Origin of the sequence: Streptococcus hepaticus (assembly GCF_043656315.1) — a bacterium.
GTDB classification, from domain to species: Bacteria; Bacillota; Bacilli; order Lactobacillales; family Streptococcaceae; genus Streptococcus; species Streptococcus hepaticus.
The window spans coordinates 69,756-88,814 of sequence record NZ_JBINIY010000005.1 but is presented as its reverse complement, the minus strand read 5'-3'; the positions used below and the strand labels follow the sequence as shown (position 1 = coordinate 88,814).

17 protein-coding genes are annotated in these 19,059 nt (G+C 41.1%); 3 read left to right on the top strand and 14 right to left on the bottom strand.

Going from position 1 to position 19,059, the window contains the following annotated elements; genetic code table 11:
• Positions 1-20 precede the first annotated feature (20 nt).
• From ACHUFA_RS06010 to ACHUFA_RS06000, 3 genes are all read right to left on the bottom strand, one after another.
• Complete coding sequence (locus ACHUFA_RS06010) at positions 21-530, bottom strand: FMN-binding protein (RefSeq protein WP_222349991.1); 510 nt, start codon at positions 528-530, stop codon at positions 21-23.
• A gap of 94 nt (positions 531-624) precedes the next feature.
• Positions 625-1,608: a polyprenyl synthetase family protein gene (locus tag ACHUFA_RS06005; RefSeq protein ID WP_394405186.1), complete on the bottom strand. Its 984-nt coding sequence runs from the start codon at positions 1,606-1,608 to the stop codon at positions 625-627.
• Between the two features lie 97 nt (positions 1,609-1,705).
• Complete coding sequence (locus ACHUFA_RS06000) at positions 1,706-3,559, bottom strand: FAD-dependent oxidoreductase (RefSeq protein ID WP_394405185.1); 1,854 nt, start codon at positions 3,557-3,559, stop codon at positions 1,706-1,708.
• A gap of 146 nt (positions 3,560-3,705) precedes the next feature.
• On the opposite strand from ACHUFA_RS06000, the gene ACHUFA_RS05995 reads away from it, so the two are divergent.
• Complete coding sequence (locus ACHUFA_RS05995; protein ID WP_394405184.1) at positions 3,706-4,254, top strand: Gx transporter family protein; 549 nt, start codon at positions 3,706-3,708, stop codon at positions 4,252-4,254.
• 430 nt (positions 4,255-4,684) lie between these two features.
• On the top strand, positions 4,685-6,172 hold the full coding sequence (locus tag ACHUFA_RS05990; protein ID WP_222350003.1) for a DUF1846 domain-containing protein: 1,488 nt from the start codon (positions 4,685-4,687) through the stop codon (positions 6,170-6,172).
• Positions 6,173-6,215: 43 nt separating this feature from the next.
• Here ACHUFA_RS05990 and ACHUFA_RS05985 read toward each other — a convergent pair whose 3' ends face one another.
• The 8 genes from ACHUFA_RS05985 to pyrR all read right to left on the bottom strand — a co-directional run bounded on the left by ACHUFA_RS05985 (position 6,216) and on the right by pyrR (position 16,647).
• The gene (locus ACHUFA_RS05985; protein WP_222349998.1) at positions 6,216-6,800 is read right to left on the bottom strand and encodes a sortase; all 585 of its coding nucleotides are present in this window, start codon (positions 6,798-6,800) and stop codon (positions 6,216-6,218) included.
• A 1-nt stretch (position 6,801) separates the two neighbouring features.
• A complete protein-coding gene (locus tag ACHUFA_RS05980) occupies positions 6,802-7,065 on the bottom strand; it encodes a hypothetical protein (RefSeq protein ID WP_394405183.1) in 264 nt (87 codons plus the stop codon).
• 328 nt (positions 7,066-7,393) lie between these two features.
• Entirely contained in the window at positions 7,394-7,750 is a 357-nt protein-coding gene (locus tag ACHUFA_RS05975) for a DUF1304 domain-containing protein (RefSeq protein ID WP_222349907.1), read from the bottom strand.
• Positions 7,751-7,822: 72 nt separating this feature from the next.
• Positions 7,823-10,357, bottom strand: coding sequence for a M1 family metallopeptidase (locus ACHUFA_RS05970; protein ID WP_222349904.1), 2,535 nt, complete (start codon positions 10,355-10,357; stop codon positions 7,823-7,825).
• A gap of 127 nt (positions 10,358-10,484) precedes the next feature.
• The gene (carB, locus tag ACHUFA_RS05965) at positions 10,485-13,661 is read right to left on the bottom strand and encodes a carbamoyl-phosphate synthase large subunit (RefSeq protein WP_394405182.1); all 3,177 of its coding nucleotides are present in this window, start codon (positions 13,659-13,661) and stop codon (positions 10,485-10,487) included.
• Positions 13,662-14,017: 356 nt separating this feature from the next.
• Positions 14,018-15,106 (bottom strand): carbamoyl phosphate synthase small subunit, encoded by a 1,089-nt coding sequence (locus tag ACHUFA_RS05960; protein WP_222349898.1) that lies wholly within the window; start codon positions 15,104-15,106, stop codon positions 14,018-14,020.
• A gap of 48 nt (positions 15,107-15,154) precedes the next feature.
• The gene (locus tag ACHUFA_RS05955; protein ID WP_222349896.1) at positions 15,155-16,081 is read right to left on the bottom strand and encodes an aspartate carbamoyltransferase catalytic subunit; all 927 of its coding nucleotides are present in this window, start codon (positions 16,079-16,081) and stop codon (positions 15,155-15,157) included.
• 41 nt (positions 16,082-16,122) lie between these two features.
• A complete protein-coding gene (pyrR, locus tag ACHUFA_RS05950) occupies positions 16,123-16,647 on the bottom strand; it encodes a bifunctional pyr operon transcriptional regulator/uracil phosphoribosyltransferase PyrR (RefSeq protein ID WP_222349894.1) in 525 nt (174 codons plus the stop codon).
• A 291-nt stretch (positions 16,648-16,938) separates the two neighbouring features.
• On the opposite strand from pyrR, the gene ACHUFA_RS05945 reads away from it, so the two are divergent.
• Positions 16,939-17,214 (top strand): hypothetical protein, encoded by a 276-nt coding sequence (locus tag ACHUFA_RS05945; protein ID WP_394405181.1) that lies wholly within the window; start codon positions 16,939-16,941, stop codon positions 17,212-17,214.
• Positions 17,215-17,236: 22 nt separating this feature from the next.
• On the opposite strand, the gene ACHUFA_RS05940 is transcribed toward ACHUFA_RS05945, so the two are convergent.
• From ACHUFA_RS05940 to ACHUFA_RS05930, 3 genes are all read right to left on the bottom strand, one after another.
• On the bottom strand, positions 17,237-17,863 hold the full coding sequence (locus ACHUFA_RS05940) for a Pr6Pr family membrane protein (protein ID WP_394405180.1): 627 nt from the start codon (positions 17,861-17,863) through the stop codon (positions 17,237-17,239).
• Between the two features lie 41 nt (positions 17,864-17,904).
• On the bottom strand, positions 17,905-18,240 hold the full coding sequence (locus tag ACHUFA_RS05935; protein WP_394405179.1) for a zinc ribbon domain-containing protein YjdM: 336 nt from the start codon (positions 18,238-18,240) through the stop codon (positions 17,905-17,907).
• Positions 18,241-18,318: 78 nt separating this feature from the next.
• Positions 18,319-18,942 carry a TVP38/TMEM64 family protein gene (locus tag ACHUFA_RS05930; RefSeq protein ID WP_222349887.1) on the bottom strand — a complete coding sequence of 208 codons (624 nt, stop codon included), beginning with the start codon at positions 18,940-18,942 and terminating at the stop codon, positions 18,319-18,321.
• Positions 18,943-19,059: the final 117 nt, after the last annotated feature.

Sequence of the window (19,059 nt, the reverse complement as noted above, 5' to 3'; positions counted from 1 at the left end):
ATCGTTTTAGAAATCAACGATTATTTGCTGAAGTCAAACATAACTTTGTCAGTTTTACCTTCTGCAGCAGCTGCAAGAAGAGCTTCTGTAGCTTTAACAAAGTTTTCTGATGTATGAGTTGCACCTGATACAACTTCTACTGATGCTGCATCTTGAGTATCAACCAATTGTTTGTTCAATTGTTCTGTAGCTTCTTTTGAAGATACACCTGATTTTTCTTTCATCATTTTGTTGTATTCTTCATTGTCAGCTTTCAATTTACCATCTTTATCTTCATAGTTGAAGTTTGAAGCAGTAATTTTACCGTTTTCGATAGTAATTGAGTGAACAACTTTGTAGCCTTTATCATCAAATGCTGACTCACCCGTGTAAGTACCGTCTTGCCATTTGATATCAGTTGTTTCAACTTTTTCAGTTTTAGCTTCTGAAGATGCAGAGCTTTCTGTTTTAGAAGCGCTGTTTCCGCAAGCTACCAATGCAAGAGTTGCGCTGAACAATACAAGTCCAGCAAAGACTTTTTTCATTTTCATGAAACATTCTCCTTTTTAAAGCGTTTTCCGCTGATTGATTTTATTATACTACTATTTATTGATAATGTCTACATTTTTTGTGACTTTTTTCACTTCAGAAGCTTCGTTCCATGGTTTTTTTCAGAAAAATAAGCAAATGCGACTGATTAGGAAGCTGCATTTTTTCTGCAAAATTTCCTGCTTTTTTTAAATAACGTTCAATCAGTTGATTGGTTCGCTGATAAGCAGCTGTCTGGGAAATTTCCTTTTGAAGCCTATCCAATTCATCTACACTAAATGATTCTTTGCCCAAATATTCTCTCAAACTGGCATTTTCTTCAATCGCAAATAAGAGCGGTGCTGTGTAGATGCGATTTTGAACATCCTGTAACCGAGGCTTGCCCATTTGTGATTCTGGTACTTGGTAATCAAGTAAATCATCTGACAACTGAAAAGCCATGCCAATAGCTTGACCAAAATTAAAGGCCAAACGTGCATTGCGTTTTGATTCCTGCTTGGTCCAGGCACCTAACTGACAAGATAAGGCAAATAGAAAAGCTGTTTTTCCTTTAATTTGCTTCAAGTAATCTTTTAAGCGCATGTCCTTACGTCCTTGGTTGAGCAATTGAGCTAATTCTCCAGCAAGGATGCGTTCAATAATGTTATTATCAAACAAGTCTTCTGCTTCTTTTGACGCCTCCATTAAGGAAATTCCTTTTTTTAGCAAGCGACTTGAATACGCTAATAAATAATCACCAGCATAGATAGCAATGCGATTAGACTGTGTTTTATGCATGGTTACGATACCACGCCGTGTGTCCGCCTCATCAATAACATCATCATGAATTAAGGTTGCTAAATGTAAAACTTCTACTGACGCTGCAAAATAGAGCTTGGCTGGCTGAATGTCTGTTTCTTTAGCCTGTGCCAACATGAGCAATAAACCAGCCCGTAAATATTTTCCCGAAGCGTCCAAGTATTCATCGATTTTTTCTTTTACCTGGGGATGCGGTATACGTAACTCGCTTTTTATGATTGCTCTTACTTCTTCTAATCCACTTTGCACTGTGGGATTATCATTCCAAATTGGGTGAACCACCGTAACTCCTCATCTCCTTCAAAAAAAGTTAGGCTTAACCATAATAGTTAATATCAAGGTTAATCCTAACTTTATCACGTATTATAGCAATTTCTGCTTATTTTTTCAATCGATAGATATGATTCGGTTTCCCATAAATCCATCGATCCAGTTTGTTTCCAATCCAAGGCATTACCCAATAGTCCAAACCGAAGGCGCGTCCAGCACCGTTCATCAAAGCGATGGCAGCTGGTACAAACCACATGTTTACCCAGTAGAACATACCTGACAAGCTAAACATTGCAACCAATGCAACTGTCAAGGCACTTACAAGCCATACGAAGAGACCAGCAATCAATGCTAAACCAATCGCAATTTCAAGGAAAGTCATCATTTTTTGCATGAAGAGGGCAACTTCTTGGTTTGGCATCATGATTTTCATAATGGCTTCAAACCAACCTGGCATTTTACCAATAACTTGCATTGGCTCTTCACCATATGTAAAGTTCAATGAGAAGACTTGTTTTACAGCTTCTGTAGTACCTTCTGATGCTGATGCACCAGATACAGGCTCTTTCAACCATTCAAATGGGAAAACAATCTCGTCTCCCAACCATGATGTTGTACCAAAGAGACCGAAGGCTTTTTTCAACCCTTCAAAGAGCCACATTGATCCGTAGTAAACACGAAGTGGAATCATCCAGAGATTATTTCCTTTGCTTGATGTCATTCCACCAAAGATATTACGTTTGTCTTTAATGTCAAAGAATTCATGACGGATGTAAGCGCCGATATTGTAGAAGCTACGGATACCGAAGAAGTAAATCAAGTTGACAAAGTGTTTCACTGCCATTGCAAGGAAACCTGACATATGGAATTTATCGTTCAAGTAGGCAACCCCGTACTTAGAACCGATAGAAACCATAAAGCCGTCATATTTACCTTTATAGCTGTGTTTTTCACCACCTGAAATAGCTGCAATGATATTGGCAGCTGCAGTGTGTCCCGTTTGCTCAGCGGCTTGAACGATTTGTGGAGTTGGTTTTCCAGCTTCTTCAAAGTAAACCAAGTCACCAGCCACGTAAACATTTTCTTTGCCTTTGGCTTCCATGAATTCGTTGGCAACTAAACGACCAGCACGCGCTTGTTCGATTTCAAAATCAGCTGCATCGGTATTGGCTTTCACACCAGCTGTCCAGATGGAAGTATAAGTTGGAATGACACGACCTGATGCCAAGTTCAAAGCATGTTCATCAACGCTTGTTACACCATCAGCCAAGACCAATTCAACACCTTTTTTCTCAAGGTATTTGCGAGCTTTGACTTGTTCTTTTTCAGTAACCATGTTCAAGATGTTTGGCATAGCCTCAACGACTTTGAGTGAGAATTCTTTCTCATCCAACTTGAACTCTTTGGCAAGAATTGGCACCCAATCAATCAACTCACCGATCATCTCGATACCAGTGAAACCTGCACCAATAACTGTGAATGTCAAGAGAGCACGACGTTTTGCTTCATCGTGTTCATTCATTGCACGTTGACAAGCTTCCAAAATATGGTCATGCAACCGTTCAGCTGCTTCGATTGACCATAATGTAAAGCCGTTTTCTTTAACTCCAGGTGTACCAAAGTCATTTGCTTCACCACCCATTGCTAAGAGAAGGTAATCGAATTTCAAAGTATTGTGTTCAGCAACAACTTCTTTTTTATCGTAATCGATGTTGACAACTTTATCTGTTACCAATTGTACTTTTGGATATTTCTTGAAGATGCGTTGCAAATCATATTTAATCGCATTTGGTTCAACACGACCCGCAGCAACTTCATGCAATTCCGTCATATAAGTATGGAAGGAATTTTTATCAATCAAGGTGATGTTTACATCTTGATTTTTTTTATATTTTTTTGCTAATGTCTGAGCTGCTGAAATACCAGCATAGCCAGCACCAACAATAACAATTTCCTGTGACATAGTGTTCTCCTTTTTATCTCACTATTTATTAGTATAATGGATTGTGAGAATTTTCGCAAGATGTTTTGTAAATTTTTACTAAATCTTCTGAAATAATCAGAAATATGATACAATAAGATGGTATATTTTCATACAAAGGACTCTTTATGAACAAACATTATCAAAAGATGACCTTTATCACCATGTTGGCAGCTCAAGCAATTGTAATCTCTGTTATTGAACGTGCTATCCCTTCTCCGTTTACTTTTGCACCTGGTGCAAAACTCGGTTTGGGAAATCTGATTACAATCATCTCAATTTTCACCTTGCCTCCAAAGGATAATATAAAAGTCATCGGTCTCCGCCTTCTCATATCCACATTTCTGAGCGGGACTTTCTCTACTTTTCTATATGGATTATCTGGGACTATTGTCAGCTATCTGGTCATGTCACTCACAAAATTACTGGGACCAAAACGAGTCAGTGTCATTGGTATCTCAACTCTTGGAGGGATCAGTCATAATTTCGGCCAATTGATTGTCTTCTCCCTTATTGCTCAATCTTGGATGGTCTTGAATTACCTTCCTATTCTCGCTTTCAGCGGAATTCTATCAGGATTTTTGGTCGGGGTAACTGGCAACTATCTCCTTAAAAAAATAAAAGTTCTACATGTCTATCACGAAGAAGTGCTAACTGACTGGGGCATGGATCTGTAAAATACGAGGTTTGGTTTTGGTAGCCAAGCCTTTTTTCTTGCGCTCCTTCTTTCGTTGAAAATAATTCTTACGGGTAATAGGAAGAAAATGTGTTTTACGTTTTTTCGTATATATTTTTGGATATTTTTGTTTTACAAATGATTTTTCGTATAGTATACTATTTATAAAGGAGGACGTCATGAACGAACTAGAATTAAAAAAATTGATAGAAGAAAAATATGGTAGTGTTCGAGCGTTTTCAATTGAAAATGATATTCCCTACACAACTGTGCGATCTATTCTTGAACGAGGTATTCTTAATGCCAAGGCTGATACAGTCTTCAAGATTTGCAAAATTTTGGGACTACGTCCTGAGATTTTTGACAAAAACAATACCCCAGCTCAAGCTCCTACTTCAATTGCCTCAAACAAAACAGAAAGCTATTTTCCAATGACTAAAAAACTCGCATTTGACTCAGACAAATATTTGAACTTGCAACGTGACCACATTTTGGAACGCATCAGCCAATTTGAAGGGAAACTCTATCTTGAATTTGGTGGAAAAATGCTGGAAGATTTCCATGCTGCTCGTGTATTGCCAGGTTATGAGCCAGACAATAAAATCAAACTCCTCCAAGAATTAAAAGAGCAAGTCGAGATTGTCATTGCCATTAATGCTAGCAATATCGAACATTCTAAGTCTCGTGGTGACCTCGGCATCTCTTACGACCAAGAAGTTTTCCGTCTGATTGACAAATTTAAGGACTTGGATATTTTTGTTGGCTCTGTTGTTATCACTCAATATAGCGGTCAACCGGCTGCTGACGCCTTCCGTAAGCAATTAGAGAAAAATGGTATCGCTTCTTATCTCCACTATCCAATCGACGGCTATCCAACCGATATGGACAATATCATTTCTCCAAACGGTCTTGGGAAAAATGACTACATCAAAACTAGCCGTAACCTCGTTGTTGTGACAGCTCCTGGACCTGGTTCAGGTAAATTGGCAACTTGTATGTCTAACCTCTACCACGATCAAATCAACGGTGTCACATCTGGTTATGCCAAATTTGAAACCTTCCCAGTATGGAATTTACCTCTCCACCACCCCGTCAACTTGGCTTATGAAGCTGCGACTGCTGACTTGGACGATGTCAACATGATTGACCCATTCCATTTGGACGCCTATGGCAAAACAACAGTCAACTACAACCGTGACATCGAAATTTTCCCAGTCTTGAAACGCATGTTAGAGCGTATTCTTGGTAAATCACCTTACGCTTCTCCAACAGATATGGGTGTCAACATGGTAGGCTTTGCCATTGTAGACGATGAAGCTGCTATCGAAGCTTCTAAGCAAGAAATCATTCGCCGTTATTACCAAACCGTTGTTGATTTCAAGGCAGAACGTGTTTCTGAAAATGCCGTTAAGAAAATCAAACTTCTCATGAACGACATCAACGTCACGCCAGCTGACCGCAAGGTGACCGTTGCAGCTCGTGAAAAAGAAGAAGTGACGGGTAATCCTGCTCTCGCTTTGGAATTACCAAATGGAGATATTGTAACAGGTAAGACCTCCGAACTCTTTGGTCCTTCTGCCGCTGTCATCATCAACGCGATTAAACGCTTGGCAAATATCGACAAATCAACTCACTTGATTGAGCCAGAATATGTCAAACCAATCCAAAACCTCAAGATTGGGCACCTTGGCAGTAAAAATCCACGCCTCCATTCAAATGAAATTCTCATGGCATTGGCTATCACTGCTATGAACAACGATGAAGCACAACTGGCTATGAACCAACTTGCTCACCTCAAAGGCAGCGAAGTCCACTCAACAGTGACTTTACCAGAAGAAGACAAAAATGTCTTCCGTAAATTGGGCATTCATGTAACCTTTGACCCAGTCTACGAACAAGATAAATTGTACCGCAAATAAAACAACAAAACCCACTGGAATTCCAGTGGGTTTTGTTGTTTTATCAAATCCGTTGGCAGCGAACAAGGACACGCGCCAAACCACTTTGTGTACAAGTAAAGAGACTCAAGTCCCAGTCATCATCCTGACCAGCCCCTTTATAAACCTTGTCTACTGCTGCCGGTTCAATCACTTCACGGTTGGTCACCACGTAGTCAATTTTCTCACCAGTTACAGTTTCCAAAGTCAACTTGCTTCCAATAGAAATGTTTTGCAAAGCAAAGAAATGAGCAAAGCTATCGTGACCACAAATGACCAAATCATCTGTCTTATAGGAACCTAGATAGCGAGTTGGTGTCTTATCCATCTGTTCAAAACTGTAATCTGCAGCAATCGGAAGATAGAGATTTTCAGTAGGGATAGACAAAACGCCCATATACTTTGTCTTGTCAATAGTCTCAACAGGCAGCTGGTCTTCTTCCAATTGAAAGCCTTGTTTTTCAGTCAAGGTCAAACGCGATAAAATATGGTCTGAAGCCCGCTTGGCAATGTAGTTTCCCCTCACATTCCAAACCAACCAACTAATTGAAACCAAGATGCAGGCAAGTCCAATAAGCAACAAGCACCGACTTTTTAGATTATTCCTCACCTTAACCTCTTTTCTGACTCTTACGAGATAGGTAGATACAAATAATTCCTACAACAAACAAAAGCGGTATTGGCCACCACAGTTGTCCTGTAAATGGTAAGACTCTTTGTTTTTCTATCTTACTCTCGCTTATATTTTGAGGTGGAGTTCCTTCTTGTTTACGATTCATCTTTTCAGTAACTGTCAGAAGATAGTTGTCATCTGTCGGTAAACTGAGTAAAAGTGGGCTCAGCGGTTCAAATCCGTCTACCGCCTTTGTCTGCACAAGGAGGTAGAGACCTGGTTCTCAAAATGACGATTCTCTAGCTCTTTTTCTAATTCATTGATCCGAGCCTGCTGCTCTTCAATCACATTTTGCTGTTCCAGCATCAATTCTAACAATTGTGCTCTTCGTAAAAATTTTAATTCTTTTGTGTTCATTTCCCTAATTTCAATTAGTATACTTAATTGGGTATATTAACACTAAACAAGAACAAAGTCAAACAAATAAGCTCTCAAAAATCTTTACAATATCATGTTTTTTAAAACATTTATCTTTTCTTAATTTAATATAAATAAAAAAACTAGCAAGTACATCTTGCTAGAAAATCAATCTAAAATAAAAGCGTTAACAAGGTTAAAATTGCCAGACCACCTTGCTTCAAAATAATCATCTTGTCACTTGTTATCCCACCATAAATAGCAACTAAAATAACATAGGATACTAAAAGCCCCAACCAAGTCGCACTTGGAAAAATATAAATGGCTATTAAAATCAGAACGCCAATCAACAGATTGTAAACACCCTGATTTTTAAACAAGGTCGTCACATTTTTTTGTTGCAACTCTTCTTGACTCATCTTAAAGACACGACCAGTCGCTTCTGATGTTGTTGCAATAGTTTCCAAATAAAAAATATAGAAAAACTCGAGAGTCACTAGGCTTCCCAAAACAATTGTAATAATTGACATAAAACTTCCTCCATTGCAATAGTCTACCAAAAGTGGCCTTAAAAAACCAGAGATTGACTCTGGTTTTTTGACTTATTTCAAAAGTGCTTGGCTAACAGCTGCTTTTTCTCGTTGAATAAAATCAACACGCGCCGCAATTTCCTTAACACCCATGTTGATATTTCTGCTAATTGCCATATCAGACAATTGTGGTTCAAAGAAAGCCTTGTATTCTGCCAAACGCTCAGCTGTCTTGAACATATTCGCTGGATAGATGACAAATTTATCAAAGCTCATGTCCCCACCAAGAGCAGACTTAATCCAGTCCCAGTTTTCTTGCGCCCAAGACCAGACTGTTCCTTGCGTAAAGTCATGGCGGAGGAAGTTTACATACCAGATAGACAAATCTTGCGGTTTAACTACGTATTTGTCTTGCCAATTGACCAAAAGACCTTCAACTGTTTCTTGATTTTTGGTGTTTGACAAGGCTGCCATGAGTTGACGTTGGTAGTTACCGTCATTTGTGGCAATGTACTCTTCTACATAGCGATCTGTCACTTCCTTGCTTTCAAAGTTCTTGACTTGGTTAGAGAGAACTAGAGCACGAAGAGCAGCTGGTAATTTAGACAAGTTTTCTTGGTATTCTTGGTACAATTTAGCCGCTGCATCAATGGCTGACTGCTCACCAGCATAAATCATCCATGACCAAACTGTTTGACGAGATTTTTCATCTTCTTCTGCTTCGCCTTCTCGTTTTTCAAATCCTAAGCGTTCATAATTATAGCGTAGAGTTGATTTGACCAATTCCTTGTAGGCTGCTTCTTCTGCTGAATCTTCGTCAATCACTGTTTCAACTGCACCCAAAATGTTGTTTACTGCAACAATGACGATATTTTCTGTATCTTTTTCCAAGCTCGGTAAGAGTTCCAAAAGACTAGCTACTGAAACACGACCACTTTGTGACAAGAGATTGCGTTCTAAGACAATTTGCATCTTAGAAACCTTGTCCAATTCAGCTAATTCATCAACGATTGCTTGGTAAAGCTCTCCCTGATAGTTGGTAATATAGTGAGCTGTATTTTCTGTGTTGAAACGCAGTGCACCTGTATTTTGCGCAGCCAACTGGCTATAGTTCGGAATCTCCAAACTTGCACTTGTCAAGGTATCTGGAAGACCTGTCCAGTTACTATTGAGAGGAACTTGCCAGATACGACCTTTTTCCTCGTGTTCACCAATGAAGAACTGCTCTTGGCTGATTTTCAACGTATCATTTTCAAGAGAAACAGTCAGGACTGGATAACCAGGTTGTTCTAACCATGAATCCATAAAGCCTGCTACGTCACGACCAGAAGCTGCACCGAGAGCATTCCAAAGGTCTGTACCGACTGTATTTCCGTACTTGTGTTTCTCAAAGTAAGCAGCCAAACCTTTGGCAAAGTCCGCATCGCTCAACCATCGACGGAGCATGTGCATGAGACGGCTTCCCTTCGCATAAACGATGGCTGGGTCAAAGAGCGTATTGATTTCATCAGGGTGATGAACCGCTACGTGAACAGATTGGACACCGTCTGTCGCATCACGTTTGAGAGACAATGGCACACCTGACATTTGGAAATCATCGAAAATTTCCCATTCAGGCTTGATACTGTTGACACAGACATATTCCATCATGTTGGCAAATGATTCATTGAGCCAGAGGTCGTCCCACCACTGCATGGTTACCAAGTTACCAAACCATTGGTGAGCAACTTCATGGGCAATAACAAGTGCCACTTGTTGACGGCTCGTCAAGGTTGAATTCTCATCAACCACTAGATAAACTTCACGGTAGGTCACGAGTCCCCAGTTTTCCATAGCACCTGCTGAAAAGTCTGGCAAAGCGACATGAAGTGATTGAGGAATTGGGTAAGCTACGCCGAAGTAGTCTTCGTAGAACTCGATAGACTTAACGGCAATTTCCAATGAAAAATCAAGACTTTCCATGGCATGGGCTTTGGTAGAATATGACCCAACCAAGGTACCGTTTTTAGTATGAGTTGTCTTACCTTGTAATTCTCCGCAGACAAAGGCCAAGAGATAAGATGACATGCGTGGTGTCGTGTCAAATGACCAGATACCTGTTTCCTTGCGGTTTTCTACATTGATTTCAGGCATGTTTGACAGGGCAATTTCTCCCTCTGCTTGGTCAAATTTCAAGCTTAAGTCAAAGGTTGCTTTTGCTTCTGGTTCATCGATTGACGGGAAAGCTTGGCGTGCAAAGTGACTTTCAAACTGAGTCCCCAAGAGCTCCTTCTTCTCACCATTGAGTGTATAGTATGACGGATAAATACCATCCATGTTGTCAGTGATTTTACCTGAAAAGGCAACTTCGAGAACAGTTTCACCAAGATAAGCTACTTCAAAGCTGACGGTTTCCAACTCATTGTCCACTTGGAAAGGCACTTCTTGACCAGCAACCTTAACAGCAGAAACCTCCAAATCACGTTGGTGAAGAGCTACAGTTTCCTTCAAGGCTTGACCAGAAATTTTCACCAAACCTGAAAAAGTCTTGTCTGCACGACTTAAATCCAAGAAAAGATTGTAGTTTTCAGGGACAAATGCTTCAATTAAACGAGCTACAGAATTCATTTTTTCTCCTTTATTTCCGTTAATTCTTCCTTTATTCTAACACAGATACAAAAATTTTTCAGAGATTTGGCAAAGACAAAAAACGAGCCTGATTAGACTCGTTTTAATGGGGTTTCTATTGACTATCTTAGATAGCCTGAGTTGTGAAGCTACGCCCTTCCAGCACACGCACCATGGCTTCAGCAGTATCGAGCGCTGTAAAAAGTGGCACACCTTGCTCAATGGCTGAGCTTCGAATGATTTGTCCATCCGTATCGGCTGTTCTTTTGGTACCGACTGTGTTGACAATAGCCTGTACTTGACCGCTACGGACAAGGCCTGGAATATCATTTTCACCTTCGCCAATTTTCCCAACCGGATGGGCTTCCAAACCATTTTCTGCGAAGAATCTTGCTGTTCCAGCTGTAGCAAAGATTGCATAGCCAATGGTATCGAAGCGTTTAGCTAGAGCTAATGCCTCTTCCTTAGTATCATCTGCAATCGTAAAGACAACATTTCCAAATTCCGGCATATGGAAATAGGTAGCTTCAAAGGCTTTATAAAGCGCCTTTTCAAGAGTCGTATCGGTTCCCATCACCTCCCCTGTTGATTTCATTTCAGGTCCCAAAAGACTATCAACCTTGGCTAATTTAGTAAAGGAGAAGACCGGCGCCTTGACATGAACCAAGTTACTTTCTGGATAAAGACCATCTTCGTAACCTTGTTCAGCCAAAGTTTCACCCAAAATCAACTTCGTCGCAACTTGAGCCATTGGGATATTAGTAACCTTAGAAAGGAAGGGGACTGTACGGCTGGCTCGTGGATTCACCTCAATCACATAGACCACTTCATCCTTAATGACAAACTGGATATTCATCATACCGATACAGTTCAGTCCGATTGCCAAGCGTTTAGTGTAGTCTGCAATGGTATCCTTCACCTTTTGAGACAAACCTTGCGGTGGGTAGACAGCCATGGAGTCACCTGAGTGCACACCAGCACGTTCGATATGTTCCATTATGCCCGAAATCAGAACATCCTTGCCATCTGAAATAGCATCTACTTCACACTCGCGACCAACAATGTAAGAGTCAACCAAGACCGGGTGATCTGGGCTTGCCTTAACAGCGGTGCGCATATAAGAGCGAAGGTCTTCTTCATTCTCCACGATTTCCATGGCACGACCGCCAAGCACGTATGACGGACGAACAAGCACTGGGAAACCAACCTTACGAGCCGCTTCAACCGCTTCTTCTTCATTAGTTGCTGTATAACCCGGTGGTTGTGGAATATCCAATTCTTTAAGGGATTGTTCAAAGAGGTCTCTGTCTTCAGCGCGGTCAAGGTCAGCCACCTGTGTACCTAAGATTGGGACACCTGCATTTGACAAACTTTCAGCCAAGTTGATTGCTGTCTGTCCACCAAATTGGACGACCACACCTTTTGGTTGTTCCAATTCAATAACATTCATGACATCTTCAAAGGTTAGTGGTTCAAAGTAGAGTTTATCAGACACCGAGAAGTCCGTTGAAACTGTCTCAGGATTTGAATTCATGATGATGGCTTCGTAACCAGCAGCTTGGATGGCTTTCACCGAATGAACCGTTGCGTAGTCAAATTCCACTCCTTGTCCGATACGGATGGGACCAGAACCAAGCACGATGACTGATTCCTTATCAGATTTGATGGATTCATTTTCCCATTCGTAAGTTGAATAGAAATAGGGTGTTGCTGATTCAAATTCAGCCGCGCAGGTATCTACCATTTTGTAGACTGGTAAAATTTTATGAGCATGACGGAAGACACGAACTTCTTTCGTTGTCGTCTGCCAGAGCTCTGCAATTTTCTGGTCTGAAAAGCCATTGCGCTTAGCTTGTTTAAGAGACCAAGCATCTTTTGGATGACCAGCTAAATCTTGCTCAATTTCAAAGATATGCAGTAATTTGTCCAAGAAGAAAATGTCGATCTTAGTCAGCTCAGCCAATTCTTCAATAGTAAACCCTCGCCGAATAGCTTCTGATAGATAGAAGAGGCGATCATCTTGAGCCTTGACAATTTTAGCAACAAGAGCATCATCTGTTAGCTCAACCAGTTCAGGCATCTCATTGTGATGAACACCGATTTCAAGGGAACGGCAAGCCTTGAGAAGACTTTCTTCAATGTTACGACCGATAGCCATAACTTCCCCAGTCGCCTTCATCTGTGTTCCAAGACGGCGTTCACCATGTTCAAATTTATCAAATGGAAAGCGAGGAATTTTGGCAACCACATAGTCAAGGGCTGGCTCAAACATAGCAAATGTTGTACCAGTAACAGGGTTAATCATTTCATCCAAGGTCAAACCAACAGCGATTTTGGCAGCCAACTTAGCAATAGGATAACCTGTTGCTTTGGAAGCAAGGGCTGATGAACGAGACACGCGTGGATTTACCTCGATAACATAGTATTTGAAACTGTGTGGGTCAAGAGCCAACTGAACATTACAGCCCCCCTCGATTTTAAGGGCACGGATAATTTTCAAGCTGGCATCACGCAGCATTTGGTTTTCAATATCGGAAAGGGTTTGTGTTGGTGCAAAGACGATTGAGTCACCTGTGTGAATCCCAACTGGGTCAAAGTTTTCCATGTTACAAACGACCAGGGCATTGTCGGCTGCATCACGCATAACTTCGTACTCAATTTCCTTGAAACCAGCGATAGACCGCTCAATCAAACATTGGGTTACAGGCGACAACTTGAGGCCGTTTTCAGCAATTTCACGCAGCTCATCTTCATTGGTACACATCCCGCCCCCCGTACCACCAAGGGTAAAGGCTGGACGAACAATGACTGGATAGCCAATACTTGCCGCAAAAGCCACCGCTTCTTCAACGGTGTTGACAATTTCAGATTCTGGAATAGGTTGCTCAAGCTCTTCCATGAGTTGCTTGAAGAGGTCTCGATCCTCGGCTTGATCAATAGCTGATAATTTTGTTCCTAGGAGTTCAACACCTAACTCATCAAGAATGCCAGCTTTAGACAATTCCATGGCCATATTCAAACCAGTTTGACCACCAAGCGTTGGAAGAAGAGCATCAGGCCGCTCTTTCCGTAAAATACGTGTCACGAACTCAATGGTAATGGGTTCAATATAAACCTTATCCGCAATTTCTTTATCGGTCATGATGGTTGCTGGGTTTGAATTTACAAGAACAACACTGTATCCTTCCTCTTTCAAAGCAAGGCAAGCTTGTGTCCCAGCGTAATCAAATTCAGCAGCCTGACCAATAATAATCGGACCAGACCCAATCACCATAATTTTCTTAATATCAGAACGTTTGGGCATAATATTATGATACAAAAGGCGTTAAAAAATCCATATAAAAATAGGAGATTGACGCTGTGTCGATGACACGAGGAAATCTATCTTTTTTACTAGGATTTTAGCCTGTGTTCAAATAGACAAACTAACTGAATGTTACTTGAACTTGTATCCACTCCTTTCTATTCGCCATGTCTCTGCATGGCATTAAATAAATCTCCGACGATAGTTATAGCGAAACGATATTTTTCACTATAACTATCTAGTGTATGAGTTAGCAAAGGCTCAATCGAGCTTTGCAGCAACTAACAAATTGCTTTAGCAAGTGAAAGTCTTGGTCAGTGCTTTTGTTAGTCTATGTCTCTGATTAAGCTGAGTATTTAGTTGTTCATCTTTTCTAATTGAAAAGCGTCGATCATTTCCAAAAATTCATCAAAGAGATAAGAAGCATCATGTGGACCAGGTGCAGCATCTGGGTGGAATTGCACTGAGAAGGCTGGTAAGTAACGGTGACGTACACCTTCAACAGACTTATCATTGATTTCCTCGTGGGTAACAATCAATTCCTCTGGCAATGTCGCACGGTCAACTGCATAACCATGGTTCTGACTGGTAAAGTCAACACGACTAGTCGCAATTTCACGTACTGCATGGTTGAAACCACGATGTCCAAACTTCATCTTGTAGGTGGTTGCCCCATTTGCCAAACTGAAGAGTTGGTGCCCCATACAGATACCAAAAATCGGTATCTTGCCTTGTACACCACGAATCATGTCCAAGGCCTCTGGTACATCTTCTGGATTACCCGGACCGTTTGACAACATGACACCATCCGGATTGAGATTGAGGATTTCTTGGGCTGTCGTATCAAATGGCACCACCGTCACATTGCAATTTCTCTTCGAAAATTCACGCAGGATAGAGTGCTTGAGTCCGAAGTCCACCAAGACAATGTTTTTCCCCACACCTGGTGCTGGATAGGCTGTTTTTGTCGAAACTTGTTCAATATTATTGGTTGGAAGAACCGTCGCACGGAGCTGATCGCTCAAGTGCTCCAAACTATCTCCCTCATCTGCCAAGGTTGCTTTCATGGTACCGTACTGACGGATGATTTTAGTGAGTGCCCGCGTATCAATTCCTGAAATCCCTGGAATATTTTTGGCTTTGAGAAATTCATCTAAGGATATCTGATTGCGCCAATTGCTCGCGCGACGCGCATTCTCAGCAACGACCACACCCTTACAAGTCGGCTTGATCGACTCATAATCATCACGGTTGATACCATAATTCCCAATCAGAGGGTAGGTAAAGGTTAGAATCTGGCCATTATAAGACTGGTCCGTAATCGATTCTTGGTAGCCTGTCATACCCGTATTAAAGACGATTTCACCCGTCACATCAATATCGGCACCGAAGGCCTGCCCTTCAAAAATGGTCCCATCTTCTAAAATCAATAATCGTTTGGTCATGTATTTCCTTTCGTAAACCCTCTCTGGAGTTCTTTAACGTTGAATGTGCTAGGCTTTTCCGTTCAAAACCGCTTCCAGAATGGCCATACGGACAAAGACACCGTTTGTCATCTGACGAACAATCCGAGATTTAGGAGCTTCCACCAAGTGGTCATCAATCTCCACATCACGATTAACCGGTGCAGGGTGCATGACAATGGCACTATCTTTCAAGCGTTTATAACGAGCATCTGTCAAGCCATAGCGACTATTGTATTCTTCTTTTGAAAAACTTTCATTTCCATCATGGCGCTCATGTTGCACACGCAGGAGCATCATCACGTCCACTTCCTCAATCATATCATCAATGGCAATGTGTTGGCCGTAAACATCGAATTCCTCAGAATACCATTGGCATGGACCTGCAAAGTAAATCTCTGCTCCAAGACGTTTGAGAATCTGCATGTTGGACTTAGCCACGCGCGAATGGGTAATATCGCCAGCAATGACTACTTTTAACCCTTCAAATCCACCAAATTCTTCATAGATCGTCATCAAGTCCAACAAGGATTGGCTCGGGTGCTGACCAGAACCATCACCACCATTGACAATAGAAGTCTGAATGGTTGGGCTATCAATCAACTGCTTGTAGTAGTCTACATCCGGGTGACGTACCACACAGATATCTACACCGAGTGCGCTCATGGTCAAAATGGTATCGTAGAGGGTTTCACCCTTATTGACTGAACTAGTTTTGGCATCGAAGTCAATCATCCCCATCCCCAATTTCAACTCAGCCATTTCAAATGACTTGTGTGTACGAGTTGAATTTTCAAAGAAGAGATTGGAAGCAAAGTACTGTCTGTCTGTTTTGAAATCAGCTTGACCACGTTTGAATTGCAATCCACGTTGAATTAAACCTAGAACCTCCTCATTGGAGAGTGTTTCCATTGTAACCAAGTGCTTGAGTGAAACTTTACCATTCGTAACTGTCATGATGAATACCTACCCTTTTTATTGATGAAAATGAACTGTTTTTACTGTGCTGCTTCTACTAGAAGGACTTGATCTTGTCCATCTACCTCAGCAACGTGAACCACGATTTCTTCCAAACGACTGGTTGGAATGTTTTTCCCAACATAGTCTGCTCGAATCGGCAACTCACGGTGACCACGATCCACAAGAACCGCTAAATTCACACGCGCAGGTCGCCCAAGCGAAACCACATTATCAATGGCCGCTCGAATGGTCCGTCCAGTATAGAGTACATCATCTACAAGGATCACATCTCGGTCATTGACATCCGCTTCCATCAGCGTTGTATCTTCTTCAACCTTGATATCATCACGGAAAGGCTTGGTATCCAGTTCACCAATCGGAACATCAATGCCTTCTAATTGCTTGAGCCGTTCTTGAATACGGCGAGCGATGTAGACACCTCGTGTCTTGATTCCTGCTAACACAATATTGTCTAGCTGTTTATTACGCTCAATAATCTCGTAAGTAATGCGAGTAATGGCGCGCTTCATTGTCATTTCGTCGACAATTTCCTTTGTTTTCATCTGCTCCTCCACTTCTCCTGCAAAGCAAGAAAAAAATCTCCCTTTTCAAGGAGATTTCAGCAAAATCTAGGCAGACGAAAAAGTCTCCCTATTCCACAGGATACTCCTTGCCTGTCTCACGGGACAGCTCTTAAAGGATTTTATTGACTATAGTATAGCAGAAGTTTTCTGCCATGACAAATATTTTCCTAAAAATAAGAAAAATATTCGGATTTTGCTCTAGATAATAATTTGACATCCCATTTGACTTTTACTATACTGAAGAAAAAGGACTCTATAGGAGGTTACAGTATGCAAAACATCAGAAAACTTGGTCAAGACTATGCCAATTATCTAATTGGACTCGGTCTCATTATCTGGCTATCTGCTATCTTCTTTCCCAATAGCCTCTTTTCTCAACAAAACTGGGACTGGTTTCTAACAGTTGTCACTAGGATTCTACCAGTCTATGGAGCTGCCTGCCTCATTCTATCTATAGTAACAGGTAGGAAATTATTAGCATTCTTTAGCATCTTATTTCTACTTTCCTTCTTCCTAACCTTTGCGGTTATCTTCTCCACGCCATAATAAATGAGAGCGTCTCTGGCTCTCATTTTTGTATGTTCTTAAAAGAAATTGATTTGAGGCCTAGCAAGGCAAAACCTGCTAAGAGATACACCACAAAGATACTTCCAGCGTAGGTTAATACATATTTCCAGCCATACTTGGTCACATTCAGGAAGAAATAGGCAAAGGGACTATCTTTGGCATCTGGAATTGGAATTTTGATAAAGAGCCCATTGATCAAGCCAAAAGCCATGTAAAACAAGGGCAGTGCTGTCCACCAACAAGGGTCAAACCACTTGTATTGTTTTTGTTTATCGACAAAAAGGGTATCCGCAAAAAAGTAAAGAGGAACGATATAGTGGCAGAGGATATTTTCCACACGCCAAAAATCAGTCGCAATCGGTGCCAACAACAAATGATAGATCACAAAGGTAATCATAATAGACATGGTCACCGCTGCCTTCAAGCGTAAAAAATTCGGTGACTGCAAATCCCTTTTCTGCCACATAGCGTAAACCATATATAGGGCAAAAATGGATACCAAAAGATTAGACTGAACGGTATAGTACATGAGCATGCCGATACCGTGCTTCGCAATTTCCAACGACGTTCCTAATGCTGCCAAAAATGCCAAAAGACATCTCGACAGAAATAATAGTTTGAATTTCATAGTATTTCTCCTTAAAAAGAAAGAGGCGAAGCCTCTTCAACTTAAATTTTCTTAACAAACTCAGACTTGAGTTTCATAGCACCGAATCCATCAATTTTACAATCAATGTTGTGGTCGCCTTCTACGATACGGATGTTTTTCACACGCGTACCTTGTTTCAAGTCTTTAGGTGCACCTTTTACTTTCAAATCCTTGATAAGTGTTACCGTGTCACCATCAGCCAAGCGGTTTCCATTAGCGTCAATGGCAACGACACCTTCTTCTTCAACGACCTCAGCTGGGTTCCATTCATAGGCACACTCTGGGCAAACAAAGAGGGCGCCATCTTCATATACATATTCTGATTGGCATTTTGGACAATTTGGTAAATGTTCCATGTCATCTCCTTAAATAAATAATACAGGTTATAGTATAGCATGAAGGGGCTCTTTGAGCAAGATGACAATGTTTTCATCTTAGCCAATTCCTAAAAAATGTTTCAATAGCGAGGTCAAACCCAGACTATAAATTAAGAGTGAAGCAGGTTTTCCAAGTAAAATAATCCACGTAAAGGTCTTGTAGCTCATACTAGTCGTCCCAGCTATATAGCACAGCAGGTCATCTGGCGCTATGGGTAGAAAAATCGCCCAAGCAAAATACTTGGTAAAGTTGCTCTCTGTATTGGTATGTTTTTCATAGCTTGCAACAGTTTCTGGTTTGAAAAAAGCATGTAAAATTGGTCGACCAAAGACCTTTGCAATGTGAAATCCTAAAATAGAACCGATACAGATACCAATGTAATTCCAGACGAAGCCCCAAAAATTACCAAAAATCATGACGCCAGCTAAGGTTGTCACACCTCCTGGTAAAATGGGAATGGCTACTTGGACAATTTGCACCGCTAAAAAGAGCAATGGCCCCAAAATCCCTGCTCTGCTGACAACTGCTTGCAATTTTTTAGCATCCGTCAAGTACCCTTGGAAAAAGAGATGCAAGACCAGTAAGGTCGTCAAAAGCAGCATCACCCAGCCAATTATTTTCACAACTAGACGAATTTTCTTTAATTTTTCTTCGGATTTTAAGATACTTACTTTTTTCATAATTTCATTGTATCATAGCTATAGGACAAGCACCTCAGTCTTTAGGCGGATATCTAGCTTGAACTGGCAGAAATGCCTTGGTAGGTGGAACACCCTCTGTTTCACTATAGCAAAAAA